This is a genomic window from Kribbella sp. C-35, assembly GCF_046549195.1.
Lineage (GTDB): Bacteria > Actinomycetota > Actinomycetes > Propionibacteriales > Kribbellaceae > Kribbella.
In genome coordinates this window covers 497,594-514,615 of the sequence record NZ_JAJPWG010000003.1, presented here as the reverse complement: position 1 = coordinate 514,615, position 17,022 = coordinate 497,594, and the positions used below count along the sequence as shown (strand labels likewise).

At 68.7% G+C, this 17,022-nt stretch carries 4 protein-coding genes; all 4 read right to left on the bottom strand.

Annotated features, from left to right (window positions below; all coding sequences use genetic code 11):
- Window positions 1–15: 15 nt before the first annotated feature.
- Genes ACLJOO_RS22325 through ACLJOO_RS22310 form a run of 4 tightly spaced genes read right to left on the bottom strand, consistent with a single transcriptional unit; the run spans window position 16 to window position 16,992 of the window.
- Window positions 16–522 (bottom strand): hypothetical protein, encoded by a 507-nt coding sequence (locus tag ACLJOO_RS22325; protein WP_410789208.1) that lies wholly within the window; start codon window positions 520–522, stop codon window positions 16–18.
- Entirely contained in the window at window positions 519–16,256 is a 15,738-nt protein-coding gene (locus ACLJOO_RS22320; protein ID WP_410789207.1) for a hypothetical protein, read from the bottom strand. Before ACLJOO_RS22320 ends, ACLJOO_RS22325 begins: the two co-directional genes overlap by 4 nt.
- Window positions 16,256–16,603: a hypothetical protein gene (locus ACLJOO_RS22315; protein WP_410789206.1), complete on the bottom strand. Its 348-nt coding sequence runs from the start codon at window positions 16,601–16,603 to the stop codon at window positions 16,256–16,258. The genes ACLJOO_RS22320 and ACLJOO_RS22315 overlap by 1 nt, the downstream gene beginning before the upstream one ends.
- A complete protein-coding gene (locus ACLJOO_RS22310; RefSeq protein WP_410789205.1) occupies window positions 16,603–16,992 on the bottom strand; it encodes a YbaB/EbfC family nucleoid-associated protein in 390 nt (129 codons plus the stop codon). The genes ACLJOO_RS22315 and ACLJOO_RS22310 overlap by 1 nt, the downstream gene beginning before the upstream one ends.
- Between the last annotated feature and the right edge of the window lie 30 nt (window positions 16,993–17,022).

Here is a 17,022-nt window from a genome sequence, read left to right as displayed (position 1 = left end):
GCCTGATTCGCGGGATCAGGTGGTGCGGTAGGTCTGTTGGGTGATCTCGAGGCGGGTTTGGTGGAAGCGGGCGGGGTCGGCGTAGTAGGTGGCTTGGCCTTCGGGGGTCCAGAAGGCTTCGGCTGGTACGGCGGTTGCGTTTGGGGGGATGAACTTCATGACCTCGGTGAGTGCGGCGGCTGCGATTTGCAGGGCTTGGGTGCGTGTTTCGGGGTCGTCTGCCGGGAGGTTGGCGGCCAGGTGGTCGGCCAGCGCCATCCAGCGGCCTGGGTCGATGAGCTGCGACGGCTCGGCGCCGCCGAAGTTGGGGAACTCTCCTGCGGTTTCGTGCTCGGGGAGGCCGAAGGTGTACTCGCGTTCGGCGTCGCAGGATGGACAGGTTGCGTCGTACACGCTCACCAGTTCGCCGTCGAGCAGGCCGGTTGCGTGCTGCCAGTCTGCGTCCAGCTGTCCGCAGGCGCAGGGCGTCAGGTCTAGGTAGAGCCGGGACTCGTCGCGCGTCCTTGCTACAGGCAACATCATTCCGCTCTCCGTTGATCCTCGGCCGAAGCCCCAGTATGAATCGGCTTCCACCGCGATGACACCACTCCAGCAGGCCGCGGGCCCGGCGCCGGTGGAATAGGTGCGGTGAGTCGAGCGGGTGGCGTCGGCACGATCGGCGCAGTGGGCGGGTCCGGCGGCATCGGCACAGTCGGCATCGGCGCAGGGCGCGGGTCCGGCGGCATCGGTGCAGTGGGTGGCATCGGGGCGTTGGGTCGGGTCGGCGGCGTGGGTGGAGTGGGTGGGGGCGGTGGCGTGGGTGGGGCTGGGGGCGTGGTTGGGGTGAGGGATTGGTGGTCAGATTGGTGGAGGGTTAGGTAGGCGTGGCCTTGGGTGGCGGAGGGGTGGTGGGTGATGGAGCGTTGGCGGGTGGCGCCGGTTGGGGTGTGGTGGGTGCGGGTGATGGTGAGGTCGTAGGCGACGCGGACGCGGACTGTGACGAGGTTGCCTTTCTCGAAATGGCTGCGTTCGGTGCGGGCGCCGCGGAGGTCCGTCGTAGCGTCCGACACCTGGTCGCCGGTGCTGGCCGATCCGATGGCGTACGTCCCGGACGCCGTGACCGGGAGCATCCTGCCCATGGTCGTGGTCGTGGAAGCCGTCTCCTGGTGACGATTGACCTCACCCAACTCCCCGGCGAACGGCGCCGACACGACGTCGACAGTCGACACCCGCGCACGAATCGTCACCTCAACCGTGTCCTGCTTCGTCCCCGGAACCTCCAACGGAGCAAGCGTGAACCCTTCCGCCGACGCCATCCGGCTGAACTGTGCGTTCCGCGCCGAAGCCGACAGCTTGTTCTCGAGCTCCGCGAGATGCGCCCGTACGCCGTCAACCCCGAGCCACTCCTTGTCCGCCAACGCGTCGACGACCACGTCGAACAAATCGGCCCGCCCATCGACCGCCCCCACACCCTCGACGTGGTACATCGACGGCAACTGGACCTCCCCCGGCACAACAGGCACCGACGGCACCTTCCGCCCCACCGCAGCGGTAGGAATCAGTTGCACGATCGTCCCCGTCAGGTTCCGCACCTTCGGCACCACCGGCAACCGAGGCGACAACCGCTGACCAAGCGGAGACCGCGTCGGCGCCGCCGCGTCGTGCTCGACCTCGATCCGCAGCCGCATCCGCCGCCCGACCCGCGTCATCCCGTCGAACCCGGCGATACGTTCCAGCCGCGTCACCTGATCGCCGGCGGCCGCCGACGTACCGCCGCTCGGATCCGTGCTAGCCGACCACGACCGCGTGGGATCGGCCGACCCATCCGCTCCAACACCGCTCGACCGCCCGCTGCTCCGCGACCGGCTCCGATCTCCGTACAGATACCGCTGCACGATCCCGACGACATCCTTCGCCTCGCCCAACTTCTCCGCCGCGTCCGCGAACTCGGCGCGGATCCGCAACGTCACCTGCTCCGCCGACAGCTGCCCCGGACGCCCCACCGGATAGCTCCGCGTGAACCCGCTCCGCCCGAGCATGTCCTCCAGCCGCCCCCACCACCGCTTCCCGGCAAGGTCCACGAACAGCGCCTCCGCCAACGCCGGATCCTCAGCCGGATCGACACCGAACTCGCTGCGTAGTACGTCGTACACCTCCGCCAGCAACTCGTGGTTCGCATCGAATTCCGTGCTCTCGATCAGGCTGAACCCGAGGTGCTCCCGGTAGTGCTCCGGCAGATCGATCCGGGGCGGCGGCTGATCGCGCAAGATTTCGGCCAACCGCTGCTCGGGGGTCCCCGGGTGCGGTCGCGGGCTCGGGCGCAACTTCGCGACGAGAACCTGCGCGGTGTGCTCGGCGGACAGAGCGGGTACGGGCGTCCCGCTCCGACGGGCCGCGGCGAGATCCGCGCGGTAGCGACGTACGAGACCTGTCGCCGCACGGCGGTCGAGCTTCAGGTGCCCGTGCAGAAAACGTTCTACGGCGTCGGCGACCTGCTGCAGCGGCAGGGCGAGTTCGTTCTGCGCGTAGAACCGGAGCGCCTCCCGTTCGGCGAGCTGGAACACGGTGCCGACCGACAACTCGGCCGGCTGATGGTTGCCCACCGCAAACGACACCTCGGCGGCGGCGGTGAAGACGTAGTGCCGCCCGGTCTCGATCGTCAGCCGCTCGACGCCCCAGATGTCCTGGTCCGTCCGGGACGTGGAGCCGCTGGTTCCGAGCGACGCGTTGACGCCGCCGCCGACCGAGTTCTCCGAGGCGCCGAAGGACGCTTGGGTGCTCCCGCCGTACGAGCGTCCGGTCGCCGAGCCGTGGCTACCGAGTGCGAGGTTGATGTCGCCGCTGACGCCGTCCGTCACGGCGACCAGTTGCGCGTTCTGCAGGCGGCCGGTAAGCGAGACCGCGATCCGTCGCGAGAACCCGCCGAAACCGGGCACCAGAAGGGTCGTGCTGTACCCGGTGCCGGTCCATTCCGGATGCGAGAGCAGGTTGCGCGGGTTGAGGAAGGCACCGAGCTGCTGGAGCGCGGTCGCCTCATCTCTGATTGCCTTGGGCAACTTCGCGGTGAATTCGGTAGCACCGAGCGCGAGCAACGTCATTCGCTGCAGAACGGACGGCCGCATGGGCCCAGTGGGCGGGGTCGGCGGGAGCGCGTCGTCGTACGGCAGGAGGTCGCTGTCGATCAGGATGTGCGCGGTCTCGTCCGGCGAACTGGTGTAGAACGTCTCCGCACCCTCGGAGACGGAAAGCGTGTGCCGCACGTCGAAGACCGCGACCGGCGACGTGCTCTCGATCAGCGTGACCTGGTTGATCGTGCCGCCGGTGAACCAGGCCAAGACGCGACCAAGAGCCTGCCGTCCGTAGGAAAGCGCTGCCTTTCCGTCGAGGCCGGTCGTCGAACTCGTCGACAGCGGATCGGCCCGCCACGGCCAGACCTTTGACCGGGACGCCGACCGGCCGGCGGTTTCCGATCCGATGTTGAGCAGTACGACGGCCTCGTCGTTGGTGACACCAAGCGGTTTCGAGGCGTGCGGTTCGATCCTGATCCGAAGTACAACGTTTTCCGTCGCCTGGGCGGTCCGCGCGTGGGTGAGCGTGATCAGGATCCCGTCCTGGGCGGCGATGTCGTACCCGGCCTCCAGACGTTCCGTCGACAGTTGTTCGCGCAGCTCTTCGAGGTTGAGCAGCTGTGCGTTCCGCTCGATCGGATCGGTCGAGAGCTTGCTGAGGTCCGGGTTTCCGTTGCCGTCCAGCGGCGGTACGAATCCGCGACCGGCCAGTCGCGCCATGATCGCCTTGAAGGCCGCCTTTCCGCCGGTGACGGCTTGCACGTTCCACGGCCCGGCCGTGTTGAGCCGGCCGGCGGCGTCCTTGGCCCACGCAGGAAACTCCAGTTTCCGCCCTGGTACGACGGCATTCGGGTCGACCTCGCCGTCGACGGTCTGCCCGCCGCTGTGCACTGCACTGCGATCAACCGGCAGCCCATACCGGTAAGCGTCCTTGACACGCACCCGCGCCACGACCGCGCTATCCCCGGGCGTGGTCGCCGGCTCGCCGTCCAGGACCACCTTCACGACGTGCTCCAGCTCCATGCTGTAGGCCTGCGTCGGTCCGGTGAAACGGTGTACGCCGACGTGGATCGACGTACCGCCTCCGGACAGGGCCTCCGACCGCGTCGCCGTACGACCGCCACTCACGGTCGGTCCGACGTCCGTGCCGTCCGGGTCGATGTCATGCACCGCTTCACCGTCGTACCCGGCCTTCAGGGACCCCGACGCCGAGGCGCCGAAGGACTGCTGGGTGCTGGTGGTGCTGAAACCGATCCGGACCGACTCCTGCCAGTGGGTGGTGCTTTGTGCGCCGACCAGTTCGACCTTCTCGTAGCGGATCCGGGTCGTGATTTCGACGTGCCCGACCGGCTTCCCGTCGACGGTCAGCGGCCGCAGCACGGCGTGGTCGGTCGACTCGGCCAACCGGCTCGGGAGGTCGTTGTTCAGGATGGCGTGCAGCTGTTCCTCGACCTGCGTACGGTCGGAGCCGAGCTCGGCGAGGCGGCCCTCGTTGTCCGCGACCACCTTGTCGGTCAGCTCCTCCAAGCCAGTGACCGAGGTGAGGAGATGGGCGGGCATGCGGCCGTTGGCGAGGTCGAGCCGCTGGTCGGTGTCCTTGGCGGCGTCGACGGTGTACGCGTGCGACACCCAGGCGCGGAGCTCGGTCGCGTCGACTGCGTTGCCTTCAGCAACTGTTTCCGCAGCAGACCACGTCCGGTCGATGCGGACGTCCAGTTGCCAGGACGCCTTGCCCGTATAGAGGACGGACTCACCACGGATGTCCTCGACCGCGCCGGTCTGGGAGTACTCGGCGGCGTTCCCGGTGACCGTGCGGGTGCGTTCGGTGCCGATCTCACCCTTGAGCGTCAGGTCGCCGAGCCACGGTTGGTGGATGAGCCTGCCGAGGAGTTGCAGGAGCGCCTTCATCGGCACCGTGAACGTCGTACCGAGACGGGAAGTCGCAGCCGTGGCGACACGCCGGCCGCCCTGCGGGAACAAGCCGTTGATGATCTCCGAGGCCTTGAGCTTCGGATCGCGAACCTCGATCAGCTCGTCGACGCTCAGATTGATGCGGAGATCGGCGGGGTGATTGGTACCGACGCGCAGTACGACACCGTCATCGGTCAGGATGCGACCGAACTCGGCACTGAGCAGGTCCTGCAGCTCGTCGGCCGTGAACGTGTGGTCGATGCGGTTCGCAGCCAAGGTGGCGTTGATACGGTCGGTGAGCGCGGTGAGGTGCGGGAGGCGGCCGGTCGGCTGCATGCTCGGCAGCGCGGCGGTCGGCGGGGCGAGGCCCTCCAGAGCCGTCTGGTACGCCGCGACTTCGGCAGCGAACTTGTGCGCTTCGGCGACGAGGTGACGTGGTGTGGCGGTTGCGACGTTCTGGAGGAGTTGGGCGTAGCCGGCGCGCGCTGCGGTCAGCTTGGCGAGTGCGCGCTGGTAGTCGGTGGCGATCTGGTTGTGCCAGGCGGCGAGTTCTGTCTGCTTGCGTTCCTCGGCCTCGGCCGCACGACGGCGCGCGGCCGCTCCGTTGTCCTTGGCAACTTGATCGCGTTTCTCGGCCTCTTTGCCGGCCGCTTCGATCGCCTTCTTGGCAGCCGCTTGTTTGCTGGCGATCAGGGCGTTGAGCGATGCGATGGTCTCGTCGATGCCGGTGAGCTGCCGCGTGATCGCGGCCTTGAGTTCCGCCCGCGGGTCGAGCGGGATCGGCGAGTTCCACGGAAGCGTCGGCGGGACGTGTCCGCGTTTGCGGATCGCGTTGACGAGCCCTTCGATGTCCTGACGAAGCTCTGGGCTGTCCCCCCTTGCCCACTGCCGTTGGAGGTACCGGAACTCGTTGAACTGGGCATCGACACAGGCGTTCGGCCCGGTGCCGGTGAGCCGGCTCCACAGCCGACGCACCGGTCCGCCTTCGGGCGCCCGCAGTTCCTGCAGCGTGTGGCTGAGCTCATGCACCCACACCCGCGCCAGCTGGCTGTCCGAAACTCCCGTCGCGAACGTCACCACATGCGGGTCCAGCGCAGTTCCCGCCCGTACCTCGGTCGCCGCAACCTTCCCCCGCCGCACCCGCCCAACCCGCACGCTGAAGTGCTGCGTCGCAACCACAACCAACTGCCCCACGACGGCTGGATCCCCAACACTCAATGCACCAAGATCCGAGCCGAGTACGCCGTTGATGGCCGCGATGACTCGGTCGACGGTGAGTGGGCCTTCGGCCGCCGCTCGTCCGTTCGCGATGAACCTGGTGTCCTTGACCTCGGGCGCGTGCGTCTGCCGACCGGAGCCTCCTTCGCCTGCTGGGTTCTGGTCGTGCGCAGTGGGTGCCGGGTTGCCGGTGAGTTCCCGGTCGCGGCGGATGATCTCGTCGGCGGAGACACGATGAGCGGCTGCCCGCAGTACGTCGGCCGCTGAACGCCTCGCGGGCCGGGTCTCCGGTTGACCGAGATGCCCGGCGACGCGCCGTACTGCTTCGGCGTTGAGGGCATCCTGGGTGGCTCCCGATTGTCCGAGCTCGGCGGTGATGCGAGCGAGGGTCTCGGCGGGAATCACCACCTGCCGCCCGTCGGTCGTGGTCACGCGGACGCTGCCGTCCTGCAGGTGGATCGCGCCCAGGTTCGCGACAGCTGCGTGTACGGCAACCTCAGCCGCTCTAGCTGGTGTCACCAGCACCTGGTTGTCCAGAGCAACGACCAACTCCGCCAGCGACAGATCTTCGTGTACCGCGCTGCGCCTGGTCGCCGCATCTCGCACGTACGCGTCGACGATCAGCTGTCCGTTCAGGACCCGCAGCCGAACGCTCACAGCGTGCCCATCCGCGATCAGCTGCTGGATCCGTTGCTCCAACGCCGCGAACTCCTGCCGCGAGATCGCCGCCCCCGGCGGGATCAGACCGCGGGCCCGATCGCGCGCGAATGCCCAGTCGAGCGGGATCCGGGGCAGAGCCTCGGGCTTTCCGTTGGGGTTCACGAGGGCTTCGGGCCGGTGAACTTCGCGCAGCTCCAGCACGACCTCGTCGGCCTGTCCCGGCGTACCGAAGCTCCAGGTCGCGCGGTTGGCAGACTCGTTGGACGCCACCTGGCCGGACACCGCACCGCCCGCCGGATCGAACGCGGCCGGTGTGAGATACGACGACGCCCCGTCCTCGGTCGGCGCGGCGTCGGGCTGGCGGTGGCGGCCTCCTGGCGACTGCTGGTTGGTGATCATTTGCTCGACAAGCGTCCGTACGTCGGCCGGCCCGTACACGTTGCGCGCCTCAGCTGGCACGGTGCTGTGCGGATCGGTCACCTCGACGGTGAGCTCCAGTGAGTCGACCGTCGCATGCCGGCCGGCGACCTTCGTCACGGTGACATTCACCTGGTAGCCGCCCCGCACGAGCTCTACCCAGCGAGCCTCCAGCGCGGCCAGAGCCAGCGGCTCGGAAATCAGGGCCTCGGGCAACGACTGCGCCAGACCGCCCTCCGTGACAGCGATCTGAACGCTGTCGCCAACCTGCCCGAGAACCACCGGTCCAGGTGGGGTTGTCAGGGGATCCGGTGGAGCCGGCGGGGTCGCGGGGCCGGTGTCGGGCGGGTCGTCCGGGCTGATCGCGGGGCGCGGGAAGGTGCCGGGGAGGGCGGCTTGTTGGAGGAGTTCGTTGTACGCCGCGATGTGGTCTGTCAGTTGCTGCTGGACGTACGCGAGCGACTCCGGCGTGCCCGCCGCCGTGTGCGCATCCACCGCACCGGCGGCCCGGACGATCTCCTCCAGCGCGACCAGCCGGTCTTCGAGCAGCGGCTTCCCGGCCGGCTCGCCGAGCATCCGCCCGAGCGCTCTCCCGGCTCCGGCGCGCACCTGATCGGTTGGCCCGCCCGTCACCCGACGGCCACGCTCCGGCGATGCCTGCGCCAGGTCCGGGAACGTCTTCCGCGCGCCGCTCTGGTCCGCAATCCCTTCGTACAAAGCGATCGCGTGGACCAGTCGCGACCGGGCCTCCGCGACATCGGCCTGGGATGAGTCCGCCCAGTCCAGTGCCGCCGCCATCCGGTCGATCCGTTCCAGCGCCTCGATCCGCTGCGCCCGCGCATCCAGGTCCGTGGCGGCCGGCCCCGGCGTCAGGTTGTCGAGGTACGCGCGTTCGGTCGCCGCCCGGACCCGGTCGGTGTACTCCGGATCGCCCGGCCGCACCTCCGCGACCGGCCGTCCGGACGTGACCAGCAGCTCGCGCATCTGCTGGATCTGATCGAGCAGCTGCGCCATGAGGTACTTCCCGATCGCCGCCTGCCGAGTGAGCTGGCGCCGGTCGACGGCCTGCTTCGCGAGGTCGGTCGCGTTCGCCTCCTTTCGCTCCAGTTCGGCCCGGCGGAACAGCAGGCGCGCAACCGGCGTACCGGTCACGCCACCGACCGCGCCGGCCACCGTGATGACCACGCTCACGGTGTCGAGGTCGAAGATCTGGTCGAGCACCAGTACGCCGCCCGCGGCACCGATCGCCGCGAACGCGACCTGCTGCAGATAGACCCAGTACTTCGACTGTCCTGGCGGCCGCGCTCCCTCCGGAAGCTCCGGCGCGGCGGGGAAGCTCGCGCGATCCGCCGTACGGTCGGAGAGATCGACGCCTGGCCGGTGGACGGCGACCAACTCCCGAAGCTGCCGGATCGCCTCGTCAACCTGCTGCACCTGGTCCGCCAGTGCGTCGAGCAGCGCCTGGCTGCGGACCGCTTCGCGCTGGGCGTGGTCCCAATTCTTCTGCGCGTCGCCGGCCTTCTCCTCGAGGTTGACGAAGATCTTGTCGCCGACAGCCCCTAGCAGCAGGCTGGTGATCGCTGGGCCGACCGCATTGACGAGCCCTTCGGCGAAGAGGTTCAGGTGCTTCGCGAGCTCCGTAGGATCGTTGTCCACCACGGGTTTCGCCGGATCCTGGCTCTGGGTCGCGGCGAGATGGCTGATCAACCGCCGGGCGGCCGCCGTCACGTTGTCGATCGCCTGGGCGGCCGCGTGGACGCCGAATCCCGGCGTACCGGGCGATTCGGCCGTCGCCAGTTCGCCGGTCGGCTGAATAGCGTTGCGCGCCGTACCGGTCAAGTGACCACGCAGCGTCTCCAACTGCGAGCGATAGTCCTGGAGGATGGCGACCAACTGGTTCTGCAGGGCCGTGGGGTCGGCGAGCTGGTTCCGGACGGTGGCATCCACCCGCCCGAGGCGGAAGTCGAGCTTCTTGATGTCGACCAGGCGTTCGGCCAACGACTTCGCGACGGCGGACAGACCGATTGCGACGATCGCGGACATCGCCGGGATACCGGCCGCTGTCAACGCCGCGGCCGTACCTGTTGCGGCGAGCAACGGTACGGCGTGACGCACCAGGTAATGCACCTGCTTGGTGGCCCGCGGCGCCTTGGCGACCTGGTCGGGGGCCTGCTCCGGCGCCCCGTCGAGGAGGCCTTTCATCCCGGGGTACTCGCGATCCCGCATTGCCCGGTCGGCGTCGTACGCCGGTTGCCTGCCGGTCTCCTTGCGGCCGTCGAGCCAGCGTTCGGTCAGCGCGCCGACGAGCGAGTTGACGATCGTCGGCACCGACAGCGCGACACCGGTCACGATGCTGCCGGTGGCCAGGTAGGCCGAGGATCCGATCAGTACGGCGGACAGGACCGAGCTGCGGAGCGACTTGACGACGTACGCCTTCACCGGAAGCCGGTCGTCCTTGAGCGACCGACGGTCCTCGAACCGTTGGGCTAGCGCGCTGTCGTCCTCGGTGATCATGGTGTGCAGCAGGTCTGAGTTCGGTTGCTGCTTGCCGAGACTCATCGACGCGACCAGGGCGGCCATCAGTCCGCGGATGTGGCGTCGCTGCGAGGCCGATGCGGTTGCGTCGAACTCGGCTGCGAGCAGCCGCCCCTCGGCGAGGGTGCCGTGGTCCTCGGCTTTCAGCAGCGGATCGAGCTCCGGGTCGCTGTCCGGCCGGAGTACGGGGGTCTCGTCGGTGCCGGCCAGTTGGGCGGGCGTCGGGTTGAGTGTCGCGGCGACGGTCTCGGCGAGCACACGAGCCAGCACCTGCGGCACTTCGGTCAACGCCAGGCGATCGGACAGCGTCACGTCTGCCGTCGGAGTTAGTCCGGGTACGGCGAGGTAGTGCGCGACTGTGGTGGGCTCCAGCGGACCGACTCGCACCTGCAGGACGAACGTACGGCCGCCGACCGTCGTGACCTGATACCGGTCGGCGTCGACGTGGACGATCTCGCGGACCTCCGCGGCCCGGTGGACCTCCGGCAGCATGATCGCCCGTGCCGCCTCGACTCCCACCAGCAACCACCCCGGCAAGAACCGGTCCCCACGCGGCTTCTCCACCCGCGGCGAACGGCGAGGGGCCTCGGTCGGAGGGTTCTGCGTGGCGGGCGCTTCCACCGAGGACCGGTTCGGTCGCGAGGCCGGGTTCGGTTGCGAGGCCGGGTTTAGTTGTGAGGGTGGGGTGGGTTGTGGGTTTGGGGTGGGGTTGGCGGTGCGGGCGACTAGGGGGCGGAGGCGGTTGGTGAGGTCGGCGATGGTGGCTCGGCGGTAGGTGACGGTCTCGCCGGTGTGCGGGTCGGTGACGTGGGCGGTTGCCTCCAGCCACTTCGTCTGGGGGTCCATCGCGAAGGTCAGTTCGACCTCGAGCCCGCGCCGTACGGCGGCCTCGACCGCCTCCTGCAGCCGCACGAGCTCCTGCCACGGCACCTGCGTCTCTGCCGGGAAAACGCCCACGCGCACGCCCCGGAAGGTCAGCGTCAGGTCGGGCTGACGAGAACCGTCCCCGGCTGCAGCATCGGCGTGTGCTCGCGGTCGATCATCAGGGCCGTCCGGGTGATCTTCGACCCCGCGGTACAGGTGAGTTCCACGCCCAGGATCTTCACGTCCTGGTTCGTTCCCTCGATCCGGAGGACCATGCCGGCCCGGACCGCCCCGCTGTGGATCGTTCCGGGGGTCACGATGCCGGGTCGGCTCGGCAGGTCGTACGTCGCTTCGATCGTGAATCTGGTCATGTGCCTGCAACCTTTCCAGCGCGGGCGCCTCGCTCGCGTGCGCCTCCTGCTCCATCTCCGGCGTGTTGGCGCCGGTGACCCGGCCGTCCCGGAACTGGTCGACATGGGTCCTCTCGTGCGCGAGTGTCGCAGCCAGCGTCTTCCGATCGGCGAAACTCGCCGGCCCCAACTCGACCCGGACCGTACCGTCGGCGAACTGGACCACACTCGCCATCGCCCGCCGGTCGTCGAGGTACGCGTACTCGGTGGTCTCGGAGAGTATGACCACCTCGATCCCGGTCAGATCCACGCCGACCGCCGTCGCGACCTCCTCGACCGTCTCCGCCGTACGCTCCAAACCGCGGCCGTTGTCCACCGCATCCTGATTGATCCGCCGCCCACCCGGATCCAGGTGCTCATGCTCATGCTCGTGCTCGGCCGCTCGCAACAGGTCCTGATCAGCCACCGCGGTGTGTTCAGGTACGCCGGGCGACGCCGGCTCGGTGGCACCGTCCGGGTCCATCGAGTACTCGGTGATCTCGATCCCGTGTGGCGTACGGGCACCGGTCTCATCGGCGACCAGCGCCCGTACGACGAAGTACTCGAGCGAACCGTCGTCCAGGAACGGCTGGAGCGCGGCGGCGAGCTGAGCGCTGTCGCTGAAGGGATTCTGGATCTCCGGCCGGGCCGGAGCCTTGGTCAGTGGACCTCCGCCCTCCTCGGACGCGGCCTCGTACGCAACGGCGTACGCCGCATCGTGCCAGGCCCGCCGCGCCGCGTCGGGATCAGCCAGGAACTCGCGCACGGTCTCCACATGCTCGGCCGCCCAGTTGGCCACCACCCTGGCCTTCCCCGCCTCACGACTTAGGTTGACGTACGTCTCCCAGGCCGGATTCGGTTCCTGCGGGCGAGGGTTCGCCTCGACTCGTTTCTGCTCGGCCAGTTCCTGCTTGGTGAGCTGTTCGGCACGGTCTGCCCAGGCCTGCACCTCCCAGTCAACGTCCCCTTGCGCAAACTCCGCAACGGCCTTCGCATAGGCCGCCTGTCGCGTCGCCTCCCGTGCCTGCGCATGTGCGACCGTGCCCGCCTTCTTTTGGTCCTTGACGCTCAGACCGGCATCCTTGGCAGCCTTCTTGGCAGCCCCCTGCGCCGCCCGGTGGGCGTCCTGCTGGTCGGCCACAGCCTCGGCGGCCACACGCTCGGCATACGCGTTGCGCAACTCGTCGATGTAGTTCTCGGTCTCGGAGACCGTCCGGGTCGCATACCGGCCGGCGTACTCTTCCGCCGACTGCTGGACCACGACGATCTCCGACATCAGAACCCCGACGCGGTCCTGGCGTTCTGGATCGCTCAGCCCAGCGAGCAGCGAGCGCACATACTCCCAATGACCCTGGGCGTACCGCGTCGTCTCGTCGATCCCCTGGGCGGCACCGAGATCGGCGTTCGGGCCCTTCGCCTCGACGACCGCGAACCCGGTCACCGTGCCGTCGGCGCTCAGCCGGACGTAGAGCTGGTCGAAGGTGCCACGCCCGGCCACCTCCAGATACACCCGGAACACGCGGTCACCGGAATGTCTGGCAGCCAGCCAGCCTTCGATGGTGCGAGCGAAGTCGTCGCCGAGCTGCTCGGGTCCCAGAGCGGGCCCGCCGTCCTGCCAGGCGTTCAGGGTCGACGCGAGCGAATCCAGCACCTTCTCGGACAGATCCAGGACCGGGTCGGAGAACTCGACCTGCGTCCTGCCGATCCGATGACCGTCAACCACCTGGGCGAGCTCGATGACGGTCGGCCGAAGGTTCCGGTCCTGGATCGTCCGATGGGGACGCTGTTCGACCCAAGGCAGCCGTACCGACAGCTCCTGCTCTCCAAATCGGACCTGGAACGTCCGGTCCGGGGCAGCTTCGGTTCGCCCGGCGCGCCGGGACAGGATTCCTCTGCGCGGCTTGCTGTCCGGCCCGACCTGGTAGTGGGCCTTGCGCATGCGGCCGGCGGCGGCAGTCAACGAGCCGTCCGCTGCCCGCTCGTTCAGCCGCGCCATCAGTTCCTGATGCGCAGCGGCCTCGACCGAACCCGCGGCCGCCACGGCCTCCGCGTCGACGACGACGGCAGGGATCGGACTGACCTGGTCGAGGACATCCCAGGCCGTGCCGGTGATCCTCTCGGTCGTCCCGTCGGGCGAGGTGACCTCGAGCAGTACGCCGTCCCGAACCGCCTGGAGCGACACCTTGTGGCCCGACTGGACGAGAGCGTCGGCGTGGTCCCGGAGGACGCTGTAGGCGTCCGGATCGACCCGGCTGAAGTCCTCGGGGGACGTCTCGGGATCCTCTGTCCGGAACAGCCGTCTGCCCACGGGCTGCCCGTCCGAATCGACCTGAGCTTCCTCGACCCCGGTGACCTCCTCGACATGGGCGGTTCGGTCGGGGGTCTGCACCAGGTCCTCGGGCGTGCTGGGGCCGAAGGTGTGTTTTCCCTTCGGGTGGCTCACTTCGACGGTCAGTCGTACGCCGTCCACCTTGGTGTGCGGTCGCGGTACCCGGGTCACCTCGACGCGGACGTCGAGGCCGGCCTTCTCCAGCAGGGCCAGGCGTTCGTGCAGCGTGTCCAGGGTTTCCGGGTTCGCCACCAGGTTGTCCGGTATCGCCGAGCGGACGTCGATCACCCGCGGACGGAACATCGCCGACTCCCCGACCTCCAGGTCACCCGGCGCGGTCCGCGGCACCGGCGGGTGTCCGGAGCCGAAGTCACCGCGCTTTACGGCCGTGGCTGCTTCGGCCAGGTTCGTCTGGGCAACGTGGACGACCTCGCCATCGGCACGGAACAGCGTGATCTCGGCGTGCAGCTCCATGATCCCGGTCTCCGCGTTCTGTACGGCGCGGAACGCCAGATCGAAGCTGTGGCCGGCGCGGGCCAGCGCGGCGAGCTGCTGCTGCATGGTGTGAAAGGCCCACATCTGGAACTGCGTGCCGGACGGGACGATGTCACGGTGCCGCACTTTGCCGGCGACCCAGGAGAACGGATTGGTTCGCTTCGCACTCGGCGTACCGTGCTGGTTGGCACCGCGGAACTCGATGCGCACCTCAGCAGGCTTGCCGTCGCGAGCGTCCGTTCGGCGCACGATGTTGTCGCCCTCCTGAGCGAGCACTTCACTGGGATCCTCAGCCGTCTCGGTGTCCGCTGCAGGGCCGTTGGACTGCCCAGACCGCTCTGACGTGGTGTGCGCCGGAAGCGGCTTGGGTGCGTCGTTCGACTCCTCGGTCGCGTCCGCCGTCACGGCGGCCGCCTGGGCCTGTGCCTCACCAGCCATTGCCGCGCCGCCAGGCGTCACCACGTTCGAATCCACGTCCACGTCCGCCGCGGGTGCCGCATCGGACTGTTCACCAGTCGCATCGGGCGTCATACCGGACTCTTCGGTCGCCGCGCCGGCACCCGGCTTCCGGGGTACGTCGTTCTGCGGCGCGGTGGCGATGTTGCTCTGAGCAACTGGTCCGGTGGCCTCCGCCGGATCCGCCTTCTGGACGACGGCCGGGATGGTGCTGGGTGGAGCGGTCGGGCTACTGCTCTGCTGGCCGACGGCGGTAGGTGCCGGCCCTTGACCGGCGAGATGCGATCCCGCACCAGTCACCTGAGTCGCCGCGGGTGCGGCCGTCCCACCCGCAACCGGGGCCACCGACCCACCCACATCCTGACCGGTGTTCACGGCAGCAGGTGCTCCAGGCTGCTCGGCGTGAGGCTGTGCGTGCTCACTCTGCACGGGATGGTTGCCCGAGTCCGTCGTACCGGGCGACACGTCGTTAGCAGCGTTGTGCGAGTCGCCAGGGCCAGCAGGCCCTCTCGGCGCGGACGTGTCACCGGCATGCTGCGTGGTCGCATCAGCAAGCCCTGGAGCTCCCTGGTCGTTCGGTGCTTGCTGATCGGCGACTTGCTCGTCCTGATGCTGCTGATCCTGGTGCTGCTGGTTCTGCTGCTGATCGTCATGCTGCTGGTCCGACGGTGCTGTCCTGTTGGGCTGCACATGCCGATCGACGTGCGCATCCTGCGACGACGATCCGCCGGAGTTGCCTGTCGACGTCCCGCCACTGGCCGAACCACCCGAGGAAGACCCGCTTCCAGTGCCGACCGACGAGCCTGCACCTGCCGTGCTGCCAGCAGCAGCCGTGGTACCTCCAGAGGGGTTCGACGCTGCTGCCGGCGACTGCGTCGTGTTCCCCGGATCCTGCGCGGACTGGGATGTCGGAGTATGTGGTGGCCCGCCGTGCGCGTCGACGTACGGCGCTATACCGCGGGCCTCGCGTACCCCGTTGAAGAAGCTCTGGCCCATGGCGTCGCCGGCATGGACCGAGTGCACGCGGCTGGCGCCGAGTACGCCGGCCTGGAACCAGCCTTCCGCCAACGCTCTGCCGAATTCCGGCGCCTGCCCCGTGACGAGGTACTTCGCCAACTCGCTGGAGATCGGCGACGTGATCGAGTTGGTGACAAAGGCGTTGCCGCTGCCTTGCAAGATGTACGGAATCCGGCGCTCGAGACGCGTCCCGTCGGGAAGACCCACAAGCCTTCGCAGACCCTTGCCGCCGGCATTCAGACCCATACTCATCGGCGAACCCAGGACGCCGGCCAGCCCGGAGATCCCGACCTGCGTCCAGTCGATGTTCTTCCGTGTACCGTCCCGGATGTCGAGCTGCTGTGCGATGAGTTCGGTCAGGACCTCCTCGACGCCTTCCCAGGCGGTGTGGCCGGCCAGCGACAGCGCCCGCGCGCCGAGCCCGCCGGCGGCCGCGTGGGTGAGTTCCGCCGCAGCCCGGATCAGCCCGGAGAAGCGCTCGATCAGCATCGCGGCCAGCCGCCAGCGGAACAGGTCGCCGATCCCCGGCGGCAGCAGGAACGTCAGGGCGAAGAAGAACGCGTTCATGATCAGCTCGGACCAGATCTGATTCTTCGTCTGCCGCACGTCCGTGGCGAATTTCGTGCACAGCGCCGACATCTGTTCGAAGGAGTCGATCGCCAACCCGTAGCCCTCGTTGCCGAGCGCCTGCTTCAGGTTCTCGTGATAGAGCTGCCCGTTCTGGTCCCCCCAGACGGCCGGCATCCGGTCGTTCCCCGCCTGCGCCGCCGCGATGGTGTCGGCCATCGCCTTCTCGAGCGTTTTCCAGCCGGCGCCCATCCGGTCCGCGGCGTCCTCGTCGACATTCGGAAAGATCTGGGTCGAGTCGACGAGTTTCTGCAGCCAGTCCCACAGCGGACCGGAGGGCTCGGGAATCACTACACCCTGCGCAACCGGTCGGCCTGCTCGCGGGCGAGCTCGACGTACTTGGCCACGATCTCGTTCGCGTTCGTGCCCATCTTGGTGAAGTTGTCCTCGGCACCCGCCGCGAGCTTCTCCAGCTGCGGCTTGCTGGCGTTGTACTTGTTCCGGAACGCGGCGCTGAGGTCGTCCAGCCCGGTTCCGACCGCGGCCTCGTCAGCTGCGAGAGCAGGGCCGACCGCCTTCCAGGTGTCCCCGATGATGCGGCCGGCGTCGCCGATGGTGTGCGCCGCCGCGTTCGTCTCGGACGGGAACATGTTCAGGTCTCCACCGCTCCCGTGCAGGCTGATCTGCTCGCCGGCCATCAGCGGGCTCCGCCGTCGGTCGATCGGCCGGCCATCCGCAGGAACGGCTCGAACGCGAAGTCCTCCGCGCCGTCGAGGTCCATCGGGAAGAGGTCCGGCAGCTTCGTGCGGACGGCGTCCTGGGCCTTCGAGTGCGCCTCGTTGATCACTGCCCGGATCTGCTCGGCCAGCACGTCCGCGTCCGGCATCCGGTAGATCCGGGCGTCGAGCGCGAGGTCGACCAACTCGCCATACACACCGACGGTGGCCTCGACCAGACCGTCGGGAGACTCGGCCGTGCCGGTCGCGCCTTCCATCGTGGTGCGGATCCGGCGGGTCTCGCGGTTCAGGTCCTCGAGCTGGCTGACCCTGCCCTGCGCACTGCCGGTCTCAGCGCCGAAGGAACTCATGTTGCCTCCTCGAATCTGGGGACGAACGAG